17 protein-coding genes are annotated in these 21,760 nt (G+C 43.7%); 7 read left to right on the top strand and 10 right to left on the bottom strand.

What is annotated here, in order from left to right; genetic code table 11:
• Positions 1-133: 133 nt before the first annotated feature.
• The 3 genes from Q4591_RS03635 to Q4591_RS03625 all read left to right on the top strand — a co-directional run bounded on the left by Q4591_RS03635 (position 134) and on the right by Q4591_RS03625 (position 4,279).
• Positions 134-1,435, top strand: coding sequence for an amidohydrolase (locus Q4591_RS03635; RefSeq protein WP_303459433.1), 1,302 nt, complete (start codon positions 134-136; stop codon positions 1,433-1,435).
• Between the two features lie 70 nt (positions 1,436-1,505).
• Entirely contained in the window at positions 1,506-2,831 is a 1,326-nt protein-coding gene (locus Q4591_RS03630) for a pitrilysin family protein (RefSeq protein WP_102476591.1), read from the top strand.
• Positions 2,831-4,279, top strand: a complete 1,449-nt coding sequence (locus Q4591_RS03625; protein ID WP_303459431.1) for a pitrilysin family protein — start codon at positions 2,831-2,833, stop codon at positions 4,277-4,279. Before Q4591_RS03630 ends, Q4591_RS03625 begins: the two co-directional genes overlap by 1 nt.
• A 165-nt stretch (positions 4,280-4,444) precedes the next feature.
• Here the strand turns inward: Q4591_RS03625 and trmL are convergent, their stop codons facing one another.
• The 4 genes from trmL to Q4591_RS03605 all read right to left on the bottom strand — a co-directional run bounded on the left by trmL (position 4,445) and on the right by Q4591_RS03605 (position 8,724).
• Complete coding sequence (trmL, locus tag Q4591_RS03620; RefSeq protein ID WP_303459428.1) at positions 4,445-4,909, bottom strand: tRNA (uridine(34)/cytosine(34)/5-carboxymethylaminomethyluridine(34)-2'-O)-methyltransferase TrmL; 465 nt, start codon at positions 4,907-4,909, stop codon at positions 4,445-4,447.
• 74 nt (positions 4,910-4,983) lie between these two features.
• Positions 4,984-6,369 (bottom strand): ATP-binding protein, encoded by a 1,386-nt coding sequence (locus Q4591_RS03615; protein ID WP_303459425.1) that lies wholly within the window; start codon positions 6,367-6,369, stop codon positions 4,984-4,986.
• Positions 6,369-7,055: a response regulator gene (locus tag Q4591_RS03610; protein WP_303459424.1), complete on the bottom strand. Its 687-nt coding sequence runs from the start codon at positions 7,053-7,055 to the stop codon at positions 6,369-6,371. Before Q4591_RS03610 ends, Q4591_RS03615 begins: the two co-directional genes overlap by 1 nt.
• 226 nt (positions 7,056-7,281) lie before the next feature.
• Complete coding sequence (locus Q4591_RS03605; protein WP_303459422.1) at positions 7,282-8,724, bottom strand: cytochrome C biosynthesis protein; 1,443 nt, start codon at positions 8,722-8,724, stop codon at positions 7,282-7,284.
• A gap of 540 nt (positions 8,725-9,264) precedes the next feature.
• Here Q4591_RS03605 and Q4591_RS03600 point away from each other — a divergent pair.
• Together Q4591_RS03600 and Q4591_RS03595 are read left to right on the top strand one after the other, a co-directional pair.
• Positions 9,265-9,771, top strand: a complete 507-nt coding sequence (locus Q4591_RS03600) for a Spy/CpxP family protein refolding chaperone (protein ID WP_102531192.1) — start codon at positions 9,265-9,267, stop codon at positions 9,769-9,771.
• A 65-nt stretch (positions 9,772-9,836) separates the two neighbouring features.
• Positions 9,837-10,706: a cation diffusion facilitator family transporter gene (locus Q4591_RS03595; RefSeq protein WP_102440170.1), complete on the top strand. Its 870-nt coding sequence runs from the start codon at positions 9,837-9,839 to the stop codon at positions 10,704-10,706.
• A gap of 162 nt (positions 10,707-10,868) precedes the next feature.
• Here Q4591_RS03595 and Q4591_RS03590 read toward each other — a convergent pair whose 3' ends face one another.
• The 6 genes from Q4591_RS03590 to typA form a co-directional block, all read right to left on the bottom strand.
• Positions 10,869-11,384 carry a gluconokinase gene (locus tag Q4591_RS03590; RefSeq protein ID WP_102440171.1) on the bottom strand — a complete coding sequence of 172 codons (516 nt, stop codon included), beginning with the start codon at positions 11,382-11,384 and terminating at the stop codon, positions 10,869-10,871.
• A 223-nt stretch (positions 11,385-11,607) separates the two neighbouring features.
• A complete protein-coding gene (gene glnG, locus Q4591_RS03585) occupies positions 11,608-13,023 on the bottom strand; it encodes a nitrogen regulation protein NR(I) (protein ID WP_102440172.1) in 1,416 nt (471 codons plus the stop codon).
• Between the two features lie 30 nt (positions 13,024-13,053).
• A complete protein-coding gene (glnL, locus tag Q4591_RS03580) occupies positions 13,054-14,091 on the bottom strand; it encodes a nitrogen regulation protein NR(II) (protein ID WP_102440173.1) in 1,038 nt (345 codons plus the stop codon).
• A gap of 126 nt (positions 14,092-14,217) precedes the next feature.
• A complete protein-coding gene (locus Q4591_RS03575; RefSeq protein WP_102440174.1) occupies positions 14,218-14,766 on the bottom strand; it encodes a DUF4124 domain-containing protein in 549 nt (182 codons plus the stop codon).
• A 91-nt stretch (positions 14,767-14,857) separates the two neighbouring features.
• Positions 14,858-15,169 carry a pyrimidine/purine nucleoside phosphorylase gene (locus tag Q4591_RS03570; protein ID WP_102440175.1) on the bottom strand — a complete coding sequence of 104 codons (312 nt, stop codon included), beginning with the start codon at positions 15,167-15,169 and terminating at the stop codon, positions 14,858-14,860.
• Positions 15,170-15,342: 173 nt separating this feature from the next.
• Positions 15,343-17,160, bottom strand: coding sequence for a translational GTPase TypA (gene typA, locus Q4591_RS03565; protein WP_076538117.1), 1,818 nt, complete (start codon positions 17,158-17,160; stop codon positions 15,343-15,345).
• 477 nt (positions 17,161-17,637) lie between these two features.
• Between typA and glnA the strand changes: the two genes are divergently transcribed.
• Both glnA and Q4591_RS03555 read left to right on the top strand, forming a co-directional pair.
• Positions 17,638-19,047 (top strand): glutamate--ammonia ligase, encoded by a 1,410-nt coding sequence (gene glnA / locus Q4591_RS03560; protein ID WP_076538111.1) that lies wholly within the window; start codon positions 17,638-17,640, stop codon positions 19,045-19,047.
• A 323-nt stretch (positions 19,048-19,370) separates the two neighbouring features.
• Complete coding sequence (locus tag Q4591_RS03555; RefSeq protein WP_303459417.1) at positions 19,371-21,671, top strand: carbohydrate-binding family V/XII; 2,301 nt, start codon at positions 19,371-19,373, stop codon at positions 21,669-21,671.
• Positions 21,672-21,760: the final 89 nt, after the last annotated feature.

Here is a 21,760-nt window from a genome sequence, read left to right as displayed (position 1 = left end):
CATAGTTTTTATTGAGCCACTCTACATAAATCGACACAATTTCAAATGTGCTTTGGATAACAAAATATTTAACAATTCAAGGGATACGCTGTAGATTGAAATACTACCAAAATGATAAAAACATGGATGATTTATGCGCTTAACGATACTTGCTGCTTGCCTTGCGGTTGCCTCTGGCACTTTTTCTAGTTCGATAATGGCTCAAACCCCTAACGCAGCACAACTTGCAAGCGATGTTGAAGCTAAGGTGTTGGAGTGGCGCCGTGACTTGCATCAGCACCCTGAACTGTCTAACCGCGAGTTTAGAACCAGTAAAGTGATTGCCAAACACCTTGAGTCTTTAGGCTTAGAAGTACAAACCGGCATTGCGCACACTGGTGTAGTGGCGATATTAAAAGGCGCAAAGTCTGGGCCGCTAATCGGCATTCGCGCAGATATGGATGCGTTGCCAGTGACAGAAGAGGTTGATTTACTTTTTGCCTCCAAAGCCACTGATACTTATCGTGGCCAAAAAGTCGGCGTGATGCATGCCTGTGGTCATGACACTCATGTGGCGATGTTAATGGGCGTGGCAGAGAATCTGGTCAAGTCTAAAGACAGCCTTGCTGGCGATGTGATGTTTATCTTTCAGCCAGCAGAAGAAGGCGCGCCAGCGGGTGAAGAAGGCGGTGCAGAGTTAATGCTTAAAGAAGGCTTATTTGCTAGTCGTAAACCTGATCAAGTGTTTGGTATGCACGTGACCTCAAGTATGCCCACAGGGATGATTGGTTTGCGAGCAGGCCCTGCGATGGCTTCAGAAGATTCATTTACGATTACGGTAAAGGGTCGCCAAACCCATGGTTCTCGTCCTTGGGGCGGGGTTGACCCGATTGTGGCTTCTGCGCAAATAATTAATAGCGTACAAACCATTATTAGTCGCCGCGTTGATGTGACTAAAGCACCGGCAGTGGTGAGTTTTGGCGCCATTAATGGCGGTATACGCTCGAACATCATTCCTGATGAAGTTGAGTTGATTGGTACTATCCGAACCTTTGATCAAGATATGCGCGCCGACATTAAAGTAAAACTAGCTGAAATCGCGACGCTTTCTGCTCAAACCCTCGGCGCCACTGCCACCACAGAGATTGATGCAGGTTATCCAGTTACGGTTAATAACCCTGAGTTAGTCGCAAAAATGGGTCCGGTTATTCGTGAGGTTGTGGGCGATGATAATCTCATTGAGCCAGGGCTTATCACCGGCGCTGAGGACTTCTCCTACTATGCGCTTGAAACGCCGGGGCTGTTTTACTTTTTAGGGGTGACGCCAGCAGGCACAGATCCTGCCACTGTCGCCAGTAATCATTCGCCAGCATTTTTTGTTGATGAAAAAGCCTTAAAAGTGGGCGTTGAAACCATGACTCAGCTGGCATTAACTGCGCTAGGCGCGGTGAATTAAGCGATAAAAATACTAACAACGGGTTGTAGCAGGCCTGTTGTTCATTGCAATGACTTACAAGGAAACCATTATGAAACGCAACATCAGCGCGTTATGGGTATTACTCAGTTGCTGGGTGAGTACCGCGGCGATGGCCACCACAGTCGAGGATATCAATAGCTTTACTCTGGATAATGGCATGAAAATTATGGTGCTAGAAGATAGCAGCATACCCAATGCCAACATGTACTTATTTTGGAAAGTGGGCTCTCGTAATGAGGCGCCGGGTATTACTGGGATCTCGCATTTTTTCGAGCACATGATGTTTAACGGCTCAAAAAAGTATGGCCCTAAAATGTTTGACCGCACCATGGAAGCCGCGGGTGGCGCTAATAATGCTTATACCACTGAAGACACCACGGTATACACCAATTGGTTTCCTGCCAATGCGTTAGAAACCATTTTTGATCTCGAAGCTGATCGCATCGCTAACTTAGATATTAATTCGCAGATGGTAGAAAGCGAGCGTGGTGTGGTGCAATCAGAGCGCACCACAGGGCTTGAAAACTCCAACTGGCGCACCTTGCAACAAGAAGTAAAAGGTGCAGCGTTTAGAGCTCACCCTTATAGCTGGCCTGTGATTGGCCATGAGTCAGATATTGCCGCCTGGTCGCTAGCGGATTTACAGCAATACCATAAGACTTACTATGCGCCCAACAATGCTGTGGTGGTGATCGCAGGTGATGTTAAAACCGCGGAGGTGAAGCGTTTAGCGAAGCAATATTTTGGCGTCATTGCCGCCCAGCCCGCGCCATTAGCCGTTCGCACTGTAGAGCCGCTGCAAAAAGGTGAGCGCCGAGTCTTTGTTGAAAAAGCCTCTGTCACTACCCCTAATGTGCTGCTGGCGTATCATGTACCATCCACGAAACATGCCGATTATTATGCGCTAGATATACTCAGCACTATTTTCAGTGAAGGTAATAGCTCACGGCTTTATCAAGGCTTGGTGGATAAGCAACTGGCCTCCGATGTGATGTCATATTTGCCCATGTCATTTGACCCTAATCTGTTTTACTTTCTTGGGGTCGCCAATGCAGGGATTGATGCATTGCAATTAGAAGCCTCAATGATTGCCGAGATAAACCGTATTGCCCTTGAAGGCGTTAGCGAGCAAGAGCTTGAAAAAGTGAAAAACATCAAGCTAATGGATTTTTATCGCACCATGCAAACCATCAATGGCCGCGCTAATACTTTAGGTCGTTATGAGCTGTATTTTGGCAGTTATGACAAACTATTTAGTGCGCCTGCAGCCTACAATAAGGTAACCGTTGCTGATATTCAGCGTGTTGCGCAAACCTATTTACGTAAGGCCAATCGCACCGTGGGTGTGTTAGCCGCCACAGAGGGAGCTGACTAATGATGTCATTGATAAAGCTTAAAAAGACCAGCGCCTTAACGGTATCAGCCATAGCGCTTGCTTGTGGTGTGGGGGTGGCGGGCTGCAAAGCCACGACTGAGTCAAGCAAGCCCCTCGATACTGGCAGTTTCAGTATGCCGCAGTATCAATCTGTTACCCTTGAAAATGGCTTACTGGTTAATTTGATGGTGCAACAAGAAGTGCCGATAATTAACTTTAATGCCGTTGTGCGCGCAGGGGCGGTAAACGACACCACATCTGGGGTGTCGTATATGACAATGAAAAGTCTCTTACTGGGCGCCGGCGGTAAAAGCAAAGCTGAAATTGAGCAGATGGTGGACTTTCTCGGTGCAAGCTTATCTACAGCGTCAGGGCGTGAAAGCATGATGCTGGAAGCGGATTTTATGAGTAAAGATCTTGATACCATGCTCGATATTATCCAGCCAGTGCTCATAAGCCCTGACTTTGACCATAGTGAATTTGAAAAACTCAGACAGCGCGAAATTGTTGGCTTGTCACAAGCGAAAGAAAGCCCACGGGCGGTAATCGGTCGTTACTACAATAAGTTGGTATTTGGTGAGCATCCTTACGCCAATCCGATATCAGGCAACAGTAAGTCATTAGCTGATATTAATGTCACTCAGCTACGGGCCTTTCATCAAAGTTATTTTCAGCCAAAAAATACCGCCATTAATGTGGTGGGTGACTTTGATATCGCAACCATGAAAGCCAAGCTGTCAACGGCATTTGGCGGCTGGAAAAACACTGACACTGCGGTGCAGCCTGATTTAACACAAGGGCTAGCGCCATTAACTGCCAGTAAGGTGTTATTAGTTGATAAACCCGATGCCATTGAAACCACTTTTGTTATTGGCGGTTTGGGGATTAAGCGCGATAACCCTGATTATGTGGGGCTAACGGTAGTAAATACCATTTTAGGGGGCCGTTTTACCTCATGGCTTAATGATGAGTTACGGGTTAACGCCGGGCTCACTTATGGGGCGCGTTCTGGCTTTAGTGCCTATTCTGCTGCAGGGGTGTTCTCTATCAGCACCTTTACTAAAACCAGCACCACCAAAGAAGCCATGGATTTAGCTTTAAAAACCTATGGCCGTTTATGGGAGCAAGGCATTGATCAACAAACCCTAGATTCAGCCAAAGCTTATGTCAAAGGTCAGTACCCTCCTAAGTTTGAAACCGGTGGCCAACTGGGCGAGTTACTGGCTGATATGTATATCTATAACTTTGATGATGCATTTATTAATGAGTTTCAAGCCAAGGTCGATGGGCTGACATTAGCCGAAACCCAGCGTCTCATTAACCGTTACTTTCCAAAAGACAATTTGCAGTATGTGCTTGTTGGTAACGCGGCTCAGATTGCCGATATTGCCAAAGAGTATGGTGAGGTTACTAAGGTTAATATTACCGATGTGGGCTTTGGCCAATAAGCTATCTCAGCGCGGAACAGGTTAAATAAACAAGCCTCGCATTATTGCGAGGCTTTTTGTTGGCTGCATTATGTGATTGGGATGAACCACTTAGTCTGAACCACTTAAGCCAGATTGATGTTTGAAACTTACCGTGGTTAAAACCTAAAACCTAAAACCTAAAACCTAGCTGGCGCCAGCAAAGTCCAATTGACGCCAAGCTTCATAGCTAATAATCGCCACTGAGTTAGACAGGTTTAAGCTGCGACTGTTAGCCGTCATCGGAATACGTAAGCGCTGCTCAGTGGGAATCGACTCAATGATATCCATAGGTAAGCCACGGGTTTCGGGCCCAAATAACAATACATCATCAGCAGCGAACGACAGCTCAGTATGAGGACGACTACCTTTGGTGGTGCAGGCCATAATACGTTTACCTGCCATGACGTCAAGGAAGGCTGCAAAATCTTTATGACGGGTGATATTGGTTAAGTCTGAGTAATCTAAGCCGGCGCGTCGAAGTTTTTTCTCTTCTAAATCAAAACCTAATGGCTCTATTAAATGTAGCTTAGCGCCATTATTGGCACAAAGACGGATAATGTTACCGGTATTAGGGGCAATTTCTGGTTCATAAAGCGCAATATGGAACATGGATAGCTACCTTCATTGATTGAGCTGGGAATTATACGCAAAACCAGCTGCTGGTGGTAATCAATTCACAATGTTCAATTCGAACGGCAGATCCGCTCAGGCAGGCTAATCACCACCTTGAGCCCATGGGGGGCAATATTGCTGGCATGTATCTCGCCTTTATTGAGCTTGATGGCGGCTTGGGTAATCGCCAGACCTAAGCCCCAACCACCTGATTCTCTGTCTCTTGAACTATCAGGGCGATAAAAAGGCTTAAATATTTTCTCTAACTCAACGTCTTCAATACCAGGACCATCGTCTTTAATGGTAATGACGACCTGTTGGTGTTGCTTTATTGCAGTGATTGAAATGTCACTATTGGCATATCGAATGCCATTACGCAGTACATTTTCAATCGCCCTAGAAAGCGCTTTGGGGTAGTGATCTAGGCTAATGTTTTCTGGTATATCAATGAGTAATCTTTTCTGTTGTTGCTCGGCTTCAAATTCAGCATCATCAAGAATTTGACTGAGAGACTCGGCAAGTTCTAAGTGGACTTTATTTTCAGTATTACTGATGGTCACTCGCGATAAGGTCAGCAATTCAGCAATCAAGGCTTCTAGCTGCTCAGCTTCATAGCCAATGCGCTCAATCTCGACGCTGCTTTGTTGTTTTTTGCGAGCCAGCGCTAAAGAGAGTTGTAAGCGCGTTAAGGGGGTGCGCAGTTCATGGGAGATATCACCCATTAGGCGCTGCTGGTTATGCATCATGGTTTCAATGGATTGCGCCATGGTATTGAATGCTTGTGCTAACTCGCCCATTTCATCGCCTCTGGCGGCAATACTGTCATCGACTCGAGCGCTTAAATCGCCGCTAGCAAGAGCGTTAGAGCTTTGCTTGAGTGAGCGAAGTGGTTTGCCTAAATACCATGCTAAAAAGCCACATAATATGCCAGATAAGATCATGGCGATAATAGTGGTTAATAATTTATGGTCATTAAAGAAAAAGAACCAAGGTCTAGGGTGGTTATCTGGTACGCGACTGTAGATGCGATATTCTTGTTCCCCAGCAGTAAAAGTGTAAGGTCCAAAAATCAATTCATCACGGAACTGATGGCTCATTGGCGCGTTAAACTCTTCACTAATCAGCAAGAACTCTCTAAAGGTTCTAGGGACTTGCCTGCTATTAATCACAAGGTCTTGGTCATTGGTGATATAGAACTTAATCATTTTGCCATTTGGACTGCGATGGCGATGCAAGCGTTTTAAAGCTTTGTGATCTTCGAGTAATTTAGGATCTTCAATAAATGGTTTAGCTGTGCGTTTAAGTAGCTGTTGCTGCTTGGCTGTCATTGGCTGTTTGTCGTGGTTTTGCTGCAATAAAGGCAGTACAGCCACAAAGCCAATAATTAAAGAGCTGCCAAGCCAAAAGCCCAGCAGTAATTTGACAAATAAACGATTTAACGAAGATAGCTTAATCATTATGGGATCCAGATATAGCCTTTACCACGGATGGTTTTTACTCGAGGGCGACCATCGTGACGTTCAGGTAATTTTTTGCGCAGATTGGATAAATGCATGTCTAAACTGCGGTCAAATGGCATCAGTTTTTTACCCAAAACGGTTTCACTGAGCTGCTCTTTAGTGACCAAATCGCCTGCTTGAGTGATCAAGCTATGAAGCAATGAGAATTCAGTGCCGGTAAGAATAATAAGCTGATCATTACAGTACAGCTCTTGTCTGGCTTGATCTAAGGTTAAATCACCAAAGCTAATGGTATCTTGGGCGCCTGCATCTGCTTGAGTGAGGCTAGAACGGCGTAAAATAGCGCGTATACGGGCCACTAATTCACGATCGTTAAACGGTTTTGGCAGGTAGTCATCAGCGCCAATTTCTAACCCTACTACTCGGTCAATTTCATCGCCTCTGGCGGTAAGCATCAGCACTGGAGTTTGCTTTTGGGTGCGCAGGGCGCGCAGCACTTCAAAACCATTGAGTTTTGGCAGCATGACGTCTAATAAGATTAAATCAAAATCTTGATTCTGCGCAAAGTCTAGCCCTTGCTGACCATCAAATGCTTGAGTTAATTCAAAGCCTTCTAGCTCTAAAAGCTGGGCTAATAACTCTGATAAACCTGCGTCATCATCGACTAATAAAATTCGACTCATGGGATCCTCGCTCAATAATAAGCATTCACTATATAACGAATGAATAGCCAAGTTTAGCAACATTGCACTCTTTTACATATTGGCCAACTAAGCTGTGGTTATTGTTTAGTGATAGCTATAAATGGGCTGGAACAAGCAATAAACCAAGCTGGTCAGTCTAATCAAAATAGCCAATAGCGAGTGCCACTTAATAGCACTCGCATTGATAATGTTACCAGATAAAAAATTAGACGGCTTTTTGCTTATAGCGCTTAATTTTTACCACAATATAGGTAAGTAAAATTGAGCCGGCAATTAACCCAACAGAGAACACCACGTTTTGCAGTGCCATAGGGTTAAGGACCAACATGCTGCCTAAGCCTAGCATCATGATCCCAGACATTAACTTAAGTACTTCACCTTCTTTTTCAGTGAGCTTACGTTTACCTAATGTGGCAGCAAAAACAATGACAATCGTCGCTAATGGAATGATATAGATAAGGTTATAAGCGATGAGGTATAAATAGCGCTGCACGGTATCTACCCCTGAGATTGATAACACTGAGGTGTAAATCATCGGGAAACCCGCGGTGCAGAGTAGCTCGTAAGCATTGGCCATAATCGCCAGTAATGCCGAACCCAATATTAAGCTTGGTAAAGAGCTAGCTTTAGATAATTTGCCCATGCGTTTGATTAAGCTGCCGCGGTTTTCAACTGACATAGACAAACTGACATCGCCTTTACCAAAAAAGAAATCTTTAATATTCACTACTGCCGCCACCAGTGCGATAACTCCTGCGCTAGTAATTATCCAGCCGCCATCACCACCGCCAAGTAACTGGAATAAGTTTAGCCACGCGCTCATAAAGATAAAGTAAATAAAGCCCGAGAAAAACACAAAGATACCGCCCACTAATAACATGCGGCCACGACTACCGGCATTCACCATAATGCTAAGCAAAAATAGCAATACGAAGAAGGCACAAGGGTTAAAGGCATCGACGCCGGCGAGGACTAAGGTCAACACAGGAAGTGACATTTGCTCTGGTTGTACTGCACCAATTAACGGAATATCAACGGGCTGGATATGTGGCGTTGAATCGAGCTTTGCTTGTTCGCCAGTAGTCGTACTAAAGTTCATCCCACAAGTGCTGGGGTTATTTGGATCTGAATCATCAGCACAGGTTTCAAAAAGCGGGCTACTAGCAGTGGTTTTTTCGGTATAGAAATCAGCCATTAAGTCTTTGCTTGGCAAGCTGCCTGCATTTCGTTGATAACAAGCCTCTAGGCGCTGCAGAATATAGCGTCCGGTGACATCATGGCTGTTGTAGCCAGTAATGGCTTCGCCACAGACGGCGAAATAAGGCACTGACTTGGGTTCAACCCCGGTTAATTCGCCCACGGCCATGAGTTTGTCGACACTGCCAGGCTCGCTGATAAGGTAATCTTGTAAATGAATCCAGCTATAGCGCTCTGCTAAGGCATCTATAAAAGGGTGAGCCTCATTACAATGTGGGCAGGTCGCAGACCAAAAAAAGTGTAAGTTAATCTCGGGGCCGGCTTGGGTTTGATTAACCCAAATACTGGCATTGGGTTCGTGAGGACTGGGTGTCACGTTACTTTGTGCAAAACCACAGACAGAAAATAATAAACTACTAATAAAAATGATATTGCTGACAACTTTGTTCATCCATAACCTCAATTCAATCATTTACCGCATTTAGTCACTCATAACATCAGTCATTCACTCTTAGCTGCAGTCTTTTGTCACATGCGCTTAAATTATCTCTGATAAGTCGCACTCGCTATAAAGCTAATGTCTCATAATGTTAACTACTTAGCGCTAACTTTGATGTTACAAGTGTAACTTTGTTCATTATGAAAATGATCAAACCTTTAATACGTGAGCTTGCTCCCATTCTCTGCATCGAGGTCGTGATTATGGGCAATTTTATTGAATAACAAGATGTGTGTTGATTAAAAAATGGTCTTTACATTTTTTTACTGAGCCAACACCCTCATTGACATTGCATTCGCTAAACTTGTTTCATTCCTACGAAACAGTATGTAGGTGACCCCAGATCCCGTTATCAGTGCGATGTTCATTTTCATGCTGACAACACAAACGATTTTGAGCCTAAGGTGAGTTTTTGATTGGTTACATTTGATGGATTAAATGGTTAACCGTCGGTCTTAGCGGGTTCAATAACTTGAGATAAAAGGTGAGATTATGAAAACACGATTAAAGATGAAAAGCAGCGTTTTAGCTCTAGTAGCATCATCAGCATTATTAGCTGGTCAACTTTATGCCGCAGAGCCTGCAGATACCTCAGTTAAAACTGAGCAAACCCAAAAAGGTGAACGTGCTCACGGCGGCAAACATCACGGTAAAAGCATGCATAAAGGCGTACGTAAAATGCTACGTTCTTTAGATCTTACCGAAGCGCAAAAGACTGACGTTAAAGCGATTATGGCTAAGTACAAAGCTGAAAAAGGCGAGCGTCCTTCAGCACAAGAGCGCAGTGCACATAAAGCAGACATGTTAGCGTTAATTACTGATGCCAACTTTAATGAGTCTCAAGCTGAGCAAATCATTGCTGCTAAGCAGGCGAAGCAAACACAACAAATGATGAATTTCTTCAAAATGCAAAATGAAATCTATCAAATTTTGACAGAAGAGCAGCAACAGAAATTTGAATCACGCTTTACCAAGGTAAAAGGTAAAGGTTCTCGTTAAATAAACCAAGACTCCGCTATAATAGAGATTAACTAAATGGCTTAATTACTAGTGTTTTCTCTATTATGACTGCAGAATCTGAATACGATTTTTGGGTAAAACTTGCCAGCCGAGCCGCGGTGGCAACAGCATTAATCCTGATCGTGATAAAACTACTCGCTTGGCTCTATTCAGGGTCGGCGAGTATGTTAGCTTCCCTTACTGACTCCTTTGCTGATGCCTTAGCATCCATAGTGAATTTCATCGCTATTCGCTATGCCATTTTACCCGCTGATGACGACCATCGATATGGTCATGGTAAAGCCGAACCTCTTGCATCACTTGCCCAATCTGCTTTCATCTTAGGCTCAGCATTTTTGTTGATGTTTTATGGTGGCGAACGGTTAATTAATCCGGTAGAAGTGGCCCATGCAGGCCTTGGGGTCATTGTCTCCATTATTGCCTTAGTCATGACTTTTGCCTTGGTGATACTGCAGAAAAAAGCCTTAGCCAAGACCAACAGCACCATAGTCGAAGCGGATTCATTGCATTATAAATCAGATTTATTTTTAAACGGTGCAGTATTGCTGGCATTGGTATTAGCACAATATGGCTGGTGGTGGGCTGATGGCTTGTTTGCAGTATTGATTGCCTTATACATTGGTCATCAAGCATTTGATTTAGCGTATCGCTCGGTTCAGTCGTTATTAGACAGGGAGCTGGATGAAGAGACTCGGGCGCAGATTGTTGCCATTGCCACCGCGGATCCGCGGGTGAATGGTATTCATGATTTACGGACGCGTCAGGCCGGTAAAACCACCTTCATTCAATTTCATATTGAATTAAATGGGCAACTGTTATTACTTGAAGCCCACGAAATTACTGATGGCACTGAAGATCGCTTACGGGCAGAGTTTGAAGATGCCGAAGTGATTATTCACCAAGACCCGATTTAATGGCTGATGACATCAATTGCAGTTGATACCGCAGTTAATAATACTGTTGCTATCAAGGGCAATATTAGCCAAATAAAAAGCCTTAACTGTTATATGCAGTTAAGGCTTTTTTACATCTGCAGCCAAGTGATGAGTGCGGTTTTGATAATGTTGCGGTCGAAATTAACTTGATTCTAACTCGGTTAAAGCTTTTAAAGCTTGCTGGACAATGGCTTCAATAGAATTATCAATATTGACAGTGATCACGTCAGGCTCATTGCTTGGCTCTTCTAAGGTGGCAAACTGGCTATCAAGCATGTCAGCTTTCATAAAATGGCCATGACGGGCTTGAATTCTTTTTAAAATTAGTTGGTAACTGCCTTCAAGATACAGAAATACCACATGATTATTGCCCTCGCGTATTTGCTCGCGATAGCTTTGTTTTAATGCTGAACAGACAATCACTGCAGTTTCGTTTTTTTGTTCAATGCTAAATGCAGCATCCCTTATGCGCTCAAGCCAAGGGGCGCGGTCGGTATCATTGAGCGCTTCGCCCTTGGCCATTTTGATGATATTGGCTTTAGGATGTAGATCGTCACCGTCAATAAACTTAGCCTTGATAACAGCAGCTAAGCGCGCAGCAATGCTACTTTTTCCGCTGGCACATACGCCCATGACAATAATGCTTTTTGCGGCCATTTTCAGTCCTTGCAGTTATGTTGAGCGATATACTTCGCGGCTTTACAGCTCATGTGTTTGTGGTAATTGAGGGTTGTTACTCGCTCCATATTCGAAGCTCTGAATAATGCTTATACTCTGAGTTAATAGTGCTTAAACTACAAAACTAAATCAATATAGTCATAAAAAAGGAGTCATTTCATTATCGAAATAGGACTCCTTTTAGGCTGAAATAAGCAGGACTTTAATCCATTTCAAGCTCTTTTAGCTTGCGGGTGAGGGTATTACGCCCCCAGCCTAAACGTTTAGCGGCTTCTTGTTTATGGCCTTGAGTATGCTTTAGTGCGGTTTCAAGTAAAATTCGCTCAAAGGCAGGTTGCACTTCAGTTAATAAATCACTTTCACCGGCAGAGAGCTTTTCATCAATCCATTGGGTCAGCGCCATTTGCCAATCAGAAACACCATTAACACGCTCGCTGGCACTGATGGGATCTTTTAGCAGTTCAGGCGGTAAATCCTGAGGCAGGATTTCTTGCCCCGATGCCATCACTGTTAACCAGCGGCAGGTATTTTCAAGCTGACGCACATTACCCGGCCACGGCAGTTGCTCAAGTTTTTTAGCGGTTTCTTTAGTGAGGATTTTAGGCTCAACGCCGATTTCTTTGGCGGCAGTGGCAAGGAAATGGCTTGCTAACTGAGTAATATCCTCACGGCGCTGAGAAAGCGGTGGTAAATGTACTCTTATAACATTGAGACGATGAAATAAATCTTCACGGAAATCGCCTTTTTGCACCAATAATTCTAAGTCTTGGTGGGTTGCGGCAATAATACGTACATCAACTTGCACGGCAATGTGACCACCAACCCGATAAAATTGCCCATCAGCCAATACCCGCAATAGACGGGTTTGCACATCTAATGGCATATCACCAATTTCATCTAAGAATAGTGTGCCGCCATTGGCTTGCTCAAAGCGCCCTTGGCGCACATTAGCGGCACCGGTGAAGGCACCTTTTTCATGACCAAATAATTCAGATTCAATCAAATCTTTGGGGATTGCTGCCATGTTAAGGGCAATAAAAGGGTTTTCTTTACGGGGGCTATGTTTATGCAGCGCCCCAGCAACTAACTCTTTACCGGTACCAGACTGACCGTTAATAAGCACACTAATTGATGAGCGAGATAAACGGCCAATAGCGCGAAACACCTCCTGCATTGAAGGCGCTTCACCAATAATTTCTGGTGTTTTAAGCTTTTCTGGCTCAGCTACAGGCGGCGGTACTTGCTCTGTTGCATGGGTCAGTGCGCGCTCTACCAGCGCAATGGCTTCATCAATATCAAAAGGCTTTGGCAAATATTCAAATGCCCCTGCTTGATAGGCACTGACGGCACTATCCAGATCCGAATGAGCCGTCATGATGATCACCGGAATATGCGGATAGTGCATTTGCAAGCGATCAAGCAAGGTTAAGCCATCGGTACCCGGCATACGGATATCAGATACGATGACAATAGGCTGAGATATTTCTAAGGCTTGCCATAACGACTCTGCAGCGGCAAAACTTGCCGTTGTCAGTTTAGCTCCCGCTAAGGCTCTTTCTAAAACCCAGCGAATCGAGCTGTCGTCATCAAGGATCCAAACTTGTTCGCTTATGTTCATATCACTTCCTCTTGAGCCATCATTGGCAAATTATTGTAATGGCAAAATAATCGTAAATTCTGTTTGTCCTGGTGCCGATATACAATCAATCCGACCTCCATGTAATCGTGCAATATTATGGGCGATGGATAATCCTAATCCTGAGCCCTCCTCACGGCCGGTGACCATGGGATAAAACAAGGTATCTAATAGGTCTGCAGGGATCCCTGGGCCGTTATCGATAATCGACAATGCCAGTACCAGCTTAAAACGCTTAGTGCCTATGGTGACTTGATGCTGGGTGCGAGTGCGGATGAGTATTTCTCCGCCATTAGGATCTAATGCTTGCGCGGCATTTTGCACCACATTGAGCACCGCTTGCTGTAATTGATCAGCATCCATGTCCATATCGGGGATTGAAGGGTCATAATCTCGCTCCAAGCGGATATTGCTTGGTAGGGTTAGCTCGACTAAGCGCAGCACTTTTTGAACTATTTGATGAATATTGTGGGTTTCATGTTGAGTCGGGCGCTGAGGGCCCAATAGTTTATCAACTAAATTTCGTAGTCTATCGGCTTGCTCAATAATCAGATCGGTAAATTCTTTAAGGCTTGGGTCTTCTAGTTCCCGAGATAATAGTTGCGCCGCGCCTCTTAAGCCACCTAATGGGTTTTTAATTTCATGGGCGAGGTTACGCACTAAAAATTGTGCCGCCTGTTGCTGAGCATCTAAATTAAGTTGTTGATGAATACGATGTTGTTGATCAACTTGACGTAGTTCTAGCAGGCTGATGTTGTCTTCACTTTCCATCGGTATCAGGGTGATATCGATGATGTGGTGCACGCCATCAAGAGTAATTAACGCCGCAGTGTTGACGGTGATCCCTTGATTTGCGTTAACCGAGTCTTGGAGGAGCTCGGCTTCAACGCCCATGAACTGATATAGCTCAGGTAAACGCTGCTCTAGTAATTTATTGCTGCCAATACCAAGAAGTTGTTCAGCTGCAGCATTGGCATAACGCGGCCGTAATTCGTTATCGATAACGAATACAGCGGTAACCAAATGATTCAGCAGATTGTTCATGTCCATCAAGTGTCCTGCAAAGTAGAGTTGCACTACTATGTTGCACCAATATGGTGCGATGCGCAACTTGTTCTACACTGGCAACTTGTTAAAACAATCTCAAATTCATAATATTTATCTTTTTGATATATATCACTTTTTACTTGGCAAAGGTCGAGGCTTTGCGATTGAGAAAACAGATGCTTGGTGTAGAAATATCTTTCTTGGAGAACTTGATGCAAGGACTTTGCCGTTTTGGGTCAAAACTTTAACCACGAGATTATGTTCACCGCGATTCACTTCGGTAACATTAAAAATACTGCTTGATTGCGGCTGACCATAAAGTAAGTCGTCGATATACAGCGCCATTAAAAAGCCACTGGGTAATTCTGGTGCAGCACTGGCAACCACAGTAAAGTTGCCATTGTTATTGCGAATGGTTTCTTCTTGGGTCGGATTAACAATACGTACCCGATACTCTACTGGTTTAGCTTCTTTTGGGCTGCTGTCTGTTTCTATGACGGTGGGCGCAGCAACACTGTTTTGGGTATTTTCACTCAATTCTACTTGTTCAGCATTTTCTCGTGGTTGGTCGCTGTAATGTACATTTCCTTGTTCATCAACCCAGCGATACACGGTGGCATGACTGATAGAAAAGATAACACTGCATAAAATAAGAGTTATTAATAAGGTTAAACGCATTTGGGGTTCCTTCACCTTCAGCTTTAAACTTTATAATATTAGCCTCTTTTGAATTAAAGATCAGTATTAACTGCTGATTAACATAGGCTAATTACTTGTACTCGCAGCAATATTCGCTAATTTCATGGGTACGAATTTTAAAGGTGACTTTCGCATCAAGTGTAAACAGTTGACCTGCTGGAACGGTTTGCCATTCACTCTTGTTGGGTAATAGCACCTCAAATGAACCTGAAGTCACATTCATGATTTCAGCGACAGCAGTGTCAAAGCTGTATTCGCCCGGCAACACTACTCCGAGAGTCTGCTGGCTTCCGTCATTAAAATGAATGGTACGACTGATGACTTTACCTTCAAAATAAACATTGGCTTGCTTGGCTACGTTAACGTGATTAATGACGGTCATATTATTCTCTGTTGATTAATTATTGAGAGAAAATATATAGTCGATTTAAGTGAGTTAAAAGTGAAATTAAGTCATGTGCTGTTTTGCGGCTAAGTATATTTAGCCAATAAAAAACCCGCCATAAGCGGGTTTTTTGGTTCTCAAAATTTGAAATCGTTAACTAATCAAAACGATTACTTAGCGCTACGGTTATGACGCTTACGCTCGTTTTCAGTTAAGTAACGCTTACGAACACGGATGTTCTCAGGAGTTACTTCTACTAATTCGTCATCATCGATGAACTCAAGCGCTTGCTCAAGGGTCATTTCGATATGCGGAGTTAACACTTGTGCTTCATCAGTACCTGATGCACGCATGTTTGTAAGTTGCTTACCTTTCAAACAGTTAACTGTTAAATCGTTTGCACGAGCGTGTAAACCAACAACTTGACCTTCATATACTTCAGCAGCATGGCCGATGAATAGACGACCACGTTCTTGTAAACCGAACAATGCGAAAGTCAGTGCTTTACCAGTAGCGTTTGAAATCAATACACCACGAGCACGTTGACCAATGTCACCGCCTTTCACTGGACCGTAATGGTCGAATGAATGGTAGATAAGACCAGTACCAGAAGTCGCTGTCATGAATTCAGTTTGGAAACCGATTAAGCCACGGCTAGGAATGATAAAGTCGATACGTACACGACCTTTACCGTCTAGCTGCATGTCTTTCATGTCACCTTTACGTGTACCTAATTTTTCAATTACAGCACCTTGATGTTCTTCTTCAACATCAACGGTTAAGGTTTCAAATGGCTCGCACATTTCACCGTCAATTTCTTTAACGATTACTTCTGGACGTGATACCGCTAGCTCGTAACCTTCACGACGCATGTTTTCAATTAGGATACCTAAGTGTAATTCACCACGGCCTGAAACACGGAAACGATCTGGAGATTCAGTTTCTTCAACACGTAATGCAACGTTATGAATTAGCTCTTGCTCTAAACGCTCAAGGATATTACGTGAAGTAACATACTTACCTTCTTTACCAGCAAACGGAGAAGTGTTTACTTGGAAAGTCATGGTTAGCGTTGGTTCGTCAACAGAAAGAGCAGGCAAGGCTTCAACAGCGCCTGGAGCACAAATAGTGTCAGAAATTTTTAGCTCACCAAGACCGGTAATTGCAACGATGTCGCCAGCGTTAGCTTCAGCAACTTCGTGACGGTCAAGACCCATGTAACCTAATACTTGGCCAACTTTACCGTTACGTGTCTTACCGTCTGCACCAACAATAGTTACTTGTTGGTTAGGCTTAACGCTACCACGTTTAACACGACCAATACCGATAACACCTACGTATGAGTTGTAATCGATTTGAGAAATTTGCATTTGACATTCACCTTCAGCATCAGCATCAGGGAAAGAAACCTTTTCAACAATTGCTTGGAATAAAGGTGTCATGTCTTCGCTAGTTTCGTCTGGATCAAGGGTCGCGAAACCATTTAATGCAGAAGCATAAACGATAGGGAAATCTAACTGTTCGTCAGTTGCACCTAAGTTGTCGAATAAATCGAATACTTGGTCAATAACCCAATCAGGACGAGCGCCTGGACGGTCAATCTTGTTGATTACAACAATTGGCTTAAGGCCTTGAGCAAACGCTTTTTTAGTTACGAAGCGAGTTTGTGGCATTGGGCCATCAACTGCATCAACTAAAAGTAATACTGAATCTACCATAGATAGAACACGTTCAACTTCACCACCGAAATCGGCGTGACCAGGAGTGTCTACGATATTAATACGGTAGTCGTTCCATTTGATGGCGGTATTTTTAGCCAAAATGGTGATACCACGTTCTTTTTCAAGATCGTTAGAATCCATTACACGTTCTGCGGCTTCGCCTCGACTTTCAAGGGTGCCTGACTGTGCCAAAAGCTTGTCTACCAAGGTCGTTTTGCCATGGTCGACGTGAGCAATAATGGCGATGTTACGTAAATTCTCTAACACGGATAAAACCTCTATACCATCAAACAAATAAATAGGAGTTTATAGCGGCATTAAGTTTAGCCACCATAAAAAAGCGTGCCATTCTACTCCACGAGACGCTTTGCGGATAGGATTATTTTTGTACACTTTGTGATTAGCTAAAAAATAACCATCAATTTTGGCATTTATAGCATCATATAATAGTAACGATTCAGAAATGTGACAAACAATCAGCGCAGTGTTTTTAGCCGCGCACCAAAATAGAAGTTGAACCATAATGGTGCGTGCGCTTGCACTAAAATGATGCAAAATTGTGTTTTCGATAATTGGCTATTAAGTCAAATATATAAAAATCATATACTTATTCAGTTGGCATGGTAATAGCTTTAAGATTGTCAATTATGTGATATTTCGACACATACGCGTCTTTAATGTCGTAGTATAGTGGTGAACTTGAATTATAAAAGGGAATACCCTTACTCTACCGGAGGCTTAAGAATGTCAGCTGAATCTGTTTTAACGCAACTTAAAGAATTGGAAGTTAAGTTTGTTGATTTACGCTTTACCGATACCAGAGGTAAAGAACAACACGTTTCTATCCCATCTCATCAGGTTGATGAAGATTTTTTTGAAGACGGCAAAATGTTCGATGGTTCGTCTATTACGGGTTGGAAAGGCATTAACGAATCTGACATGGTGCTGATGCCAGATGCGAGCACGTTTGTTCTTGACCCTTTCACAGAAGAAACAACTGCACTAATCCGTTGTGACATCTTAGAGCCAGGCACAATGACAGGTTACAACCGTGACCCACGTTCTATTGCTAAAAAAGCTGAAGAATACTTAACGTCTACTGGTATTGCTGACACAGTATTAATTGGACCAGAGCCAGAGTTCTTCTTATTTGACGATGTTAAGTTTGGTGCTGACATGTCAGGTTGTTTTGCTAAAGTTGATGCAAAAGAAGCGGCATGGAACTCAGGTACTGGCTATGAAGATGGTAACACTGGTCACCGTCCATTCGTTAAAGGTGGTTACTTCCCAGTAGCACCAGTTGATTCATCACAAGACTTACGTAGTGCTATGTGTTTAGTACTTGAAGAAATGGGTCAAGTTGTTGAAGCGCATCACCATGAAGTTGCTACAGCCGGTCAAAACGAAATCGCGACACGCTTTAACACGCTAACTGCTAAAGCTGATGAAGTTCAGATCCTTAAGTATGTTGTGCATAACATGGCACACGCATACGGTAAAACAGCGACATTTATGCCTAAGCCAGTAATGGGCGATAACGGTAGTGGTATGCACGTTCACCAATCTTTAGCTAAAGATGGCGTTAACTTATTCGCAGGCGACAAGTACGCTGGTTTAAGTGAAACTGCTCTTTACTACATTGGTGGCATCATCAAGCATGCTAAAGCGTTGAATGCATTTACTAACCCAAGCACAAACTCTTACAAGCGTCTTGTGCCACATTTCGAAGCGCCTGTCATGCTTGCATACTCTGCACGTAACCGTAGTGCTTCTATCCGTATCCCAGTGGTACCAAGCCCTAAAGGTCGTCGTATTGAAACACGTTTCCCTGATCCACATGCAAACCCATATTTAGGTTTTGCTGCGCTATTAATGGCAGGTCTAGACGGTATCCAAAACAAGATTCACCCAGGTGAAGCTATGGATAAAGATTTATACGACTTACCAGCAGAAGAAGCGGCTGAGATCCCACAAGTTGCGACTTCACTAGAAGATGCACTTGCAAGCTTAGATGCGGACCGTGAGTTCTTAGTTAAAGGTGAAGTATTCACTAATGACTTTATCGATTCATATATTGCTATCAAGCAAGGTGAAGCAGAGCGTGTTGCACGTACTACTCACCCAGTTGAATTTGAACTTTACTACTCACTATAAGACGTCTTTATAGACCGCTTTTATAGTAGTAAATAACAGTTAGTAAAAAGCCCTTACTGGTTTCCAGTAAGGGCTTTTTTGATCTTTGCATATTCATAAAACGGCAGGGTGGATGGATATTTAGCAAAGTGGCTGTTTGATTTTTCTACAATCTATTTTACAAATTCAATGTGTTTGTCGGTATATTAAATGAACAAATAGATGCTAACTTGTTAATCATGACCAAATTGGCAATAAATGGATTTTACTACATATACTTAAATACACGCTTTTAATTATTAGTCGCGCATGATTAATAGCAAATGATTGCAAAATAAGGACTCATGATGATAACCAATATCAAACGTCTCTGGCTGCAAGTGCTAACTGTATGGATAGCATTGTTGCTATTACCCTTTTCGGCAGTAGCAATTGAATGGCCGCAAGATGTTGAAACGAAACTCGGCACCTTAGTGGTTTATCAGCCGCAGCCAGAATCGTTAGATGGCAATATCTTGATGAGCCGCGCTGCGATGTCATTTGAAGTGGAAGGTCAAGACGACCCTGTATTTGGCGCTTTTTGGTTTAGCGCTAGAATCGATACTGATGACGATGTTGCTTTGGTGCGTAATATTGAAGTGACCGAAGTGCGCTGGCCATCATCCACTGCCGAAGACCAGCAAACGTTCACCGATACAGTCTCAGAATCGCTAGCGACAACTAGCTTCGACATTTCCATGGAGCGCTTATCAGCCAGCCTTGAAAATGCTGAGCAGGTAAAACGCAGCTTAGATAATATTAACAACGATGCGCCAGAAATCGTCTTCAGTAATAACTTGAGCGTGTTGCTGTCCTATGATGGTGAGCCACAATTTAGTGAAATTGAAAATAGTCCCTATGAGCGAGTGTTAAATACCCCTTTTGCCGTTGCCCGTAATACGCAAACGAACAAGCTGTATTTAAGCAGTGGTACCTTTTGGTATGTGGCAGATGATCCTATGGGGCCATGGCAAGTCACATTGTATCCTCCTGAAGATTTGGTCAGCATGGTGAATACCGAGGATGAAGCCGCTAAAAGCACCGTCAATGCGCCGCAGATTATTACCACTAATGAACCGACTGAGTTAGTGGCCACTGATGGCTCACCCAATTGGCAAAGTCTGATTGATGGTAAGTTACTTTATGTCACCAATACCGAAACCCCATGGGTAAGAGAGACCTCCTCTGGCGATATGTATGTGCTCTTATCTGGGCGTTGGTTTAAATCTAAAAAGCAGGCCGGACCTTGGCAGTTTGTTAGGGCTGACAAACTGCCTGAAAGCTTTAACGATATCCCTCCCGAATCTGATATTGGTGGCTTAAGGGTCTCAGTTGCAGGCACTGATGAAGCCAATCAAGCAGTGCTAGATGCGCAAATCCCGCAAACTGCAGCGATTAAGCGTGATGAAGCCACACTGGAGGTTGAATACGATGGCGAGCCTAAATTTGAAGCGGTAACAGGAACATCAGTCTCCTATGCTGTTAATACCGCCACACAAGTATTGTTGATAAATCAAGCTTATTACGCTGTTGATAATGGGGTGTGGTTTACCTCAAAAACTGCCAAAGGCCCGTGGATTGTTGCTGATAATATTCCTGATGAAGAAATTGCCAAGATACCCGCAAGTTCGCCGGTTTATAACACCACTTACGTGCAGGTTTATGATTCAACCCCTGAAGTGGTTTACGTAGGTTATACGCCGGGTTATATGTGGTCATACCCTTATTATGGGGTGCCAATTTACGGTACCGGCTGGTATTACCCACCGTATCGAGGCCGTTATTATTATCCTCGCCCACCGACCTGGGGATTACATGTTGGTTATAATCCGTGGACAGGTTGGAATGTTGGCGTGAGCTGGAGCAACGGCTTTTTCAATGCTGGTGTGGTATGGGGAGGCGGTTATGGTTATCGTCGCCCATGCTGTGGTGGCTATTATGGCGGTGGCTATAGACGACCAGTGGTGATCAATACCGGTCGTATCAATATTGGTAACAGTATCAGTGTCGGTAATCGCACTAAAATGCATAATCATATGCGTTCGAACAAATTAGCTAATAATCGCGCTAGACCCAATAACCTTTACCATCGCGAGGCGAATCGTAAACGCTTAGCCAGCCCAAGTGTAGCCAATAAGCATTTTAATAAAGCGAAGGTAAATAAAAAGCGCACTAATGATGTGTTTGCCGATAAGCACGGTAATGTTGCCCGTGATAATAAAGGCAAGTGGGAAAATCGTAGCGATGGTAAGTGGAATAATGTGCCATCAAAAGCTCAAGGGTCTAAACCTAGCAATGTAAATAAACCGTCAAAGGGCAATAGTAGTAGTTTTCCTTCGACACGGCCATCTAGCACTACTCGTCCGGCGAGTAATACCCGTCCCGCCAATAATACTCGTCCTGTTACAAGTACGCGGCCATCAACCTCGATTCAACCGAGTCGAAATCAAACTAGCCACAGCCAACCGAGCCGTAATCAGTCGAGTAATATGAGTCACTCAATTAATCGAACTCGCTCGAGTAGCATAGATCATCAAAGTCTGAATCGTTCTCGACAAGCGCGTCAGTCAGGAATGACCAGAGAAGGGCGAAGCAGAGGAAAATAGCTGTTTATCGCAATTTAGCCAAAGCCCGCAGTCGCGGGCTTTGCTTGGGCGCATTAGTTCAGAGTCAAGTTTACTGCAGATAAGTTACT

Origin of the sequence: Shewanella sp. 3_MG-2023 (genome assembly GCF_030548765.1) — a bacterium.
Taxonomy (GTDB): Bacteria; Pseudomonadota; Gammaproteobacteria; order Enterobacterales; family Shewanellaceae; genus Shewanella.
The sequence above is the reverse complement of the archived record's forward strand: the minus strand, read 5'-3'. Positions and strand labels throughout refer to the sequence as shown.

What these genes read in the sequence shown, in the direction of transcription:
- Q4591_RS03600 (WP_102531192.1), top strand. Translation starts at nt 9,265, where the DNA reads ATGAAAACACGATTAAAGATGAAAAGCAGCGTTTTAGCTCTAGTAGCA.
- Q4591_RS03570 (WP_102440175.1), bottom strand. Translation starts at nt 15,169, where the DNA reads ATGACCGTCATTAATCACGTTAACGTAGCCAAGCAAGCCAATGTTTAT.
- Q4591_RS03590 (WP_102440171.1), bottom strand. Translation starts at nt 11,384, where the DNA reads ATGGCCGCAAAAAGCATTATTGTCATGGGCGTATGTGCCAGCGGAAAA.
- Q4591_RS03575 (WP_102440174.1), bottom strand. Translation starts at nt 14,766, where the DNA reads ATGCGTTTAACCTTATTAATAACTCTTATTTTATGCAGTGTTATCTTT.
- Q4591_RS03555 (WP_303459417.1), top strand. Translation starts at nt 19,371, where the DNA reads ATGATGATAACCAATATCAAACGTCTCTGGCTGCAAGTGCTAACTGTA.
- Q4591_RS03615 (WP_303459425.1), bottom strand. Translation starts at nt 6,369, where the DNA reads ATGATTAAGCTATCTTCGTTAAATCGTTTATTTGTCAAATTACTGCTG.
- glnA (WP_076538111.1), top strand. Translation starts at nt 17,638, where the DNA reads ATGTCAGCTGAATCTGTTTTAACGCAACTTAAAGAATTGGAAGTTAAG.
- Q4591_RS03635 (WP_303459433.1), top strand. Translation starts at nt 134, where the DNA reads ATGCGCTTAACGATACTTGCTGCTTGCCTTGCGGTTGCCTCTGGCACT.
- trmL (WP_303459428.1), bottom strand. Translation starts at nt 4,909, where the DNA reads ATGTTCCATATTGCGCTTTATGAACCAGAAATTGCCCCTAATACCGGT.
- Q4591_RS03625 (WP_303459431.1), top strand. Translation starts at nt 2,831, where the DNA reads ATGATGTCATTGATAAAGCTTAAAAAGACCAGCGCCTTAACGGTATCA.
- Q4591_RS03630 (WP_102476591.1), top strand. Translation starts at nt 1,506, where the DNA reads ATGAAACGCAACATCAGCGCGTTATGGGTATTACTCAGTTGCTGGGTG.
- Q4591_RS03610 (WP_303459424.1), bottom strand. Translation starts at nt 7,055, where the DNA reads ATGAGTCGAATTTTATTAGTCGATGATGACGCAGGTTTATCAGAGTTA.
- glnG (WP_102440172.1), bottom strand. Translation starts at nt 13,023, where the DNA reads ATGAACATAAGCGAACAAGTTTGGATCCTTGATGACGACAGCTCGATT.
- Q4591_RS03605 (WP_303459422.1), bottom strand. Translation starts at nt 8,724, where the DNA reads ATGAACAAAGTTGTCAGCAATATCATTTTTATTAGTAGTTTATTATTT.
- Q4591_RS03595 (WP_102440170.1), top strand. Translation starts at nt 9,837, where the DNA reads ATGACTGCAGAATCTGAATACGATTTTTGGGTAAAACTTGCCAGCCGA.
- glnL (WP_102440173.1), bottom strand. Translation starts at nt 14,091, where the DNA reads ATGGACATGAACAATCTGCTGAATCATTTGGTTACCGCTGTATTCGTT.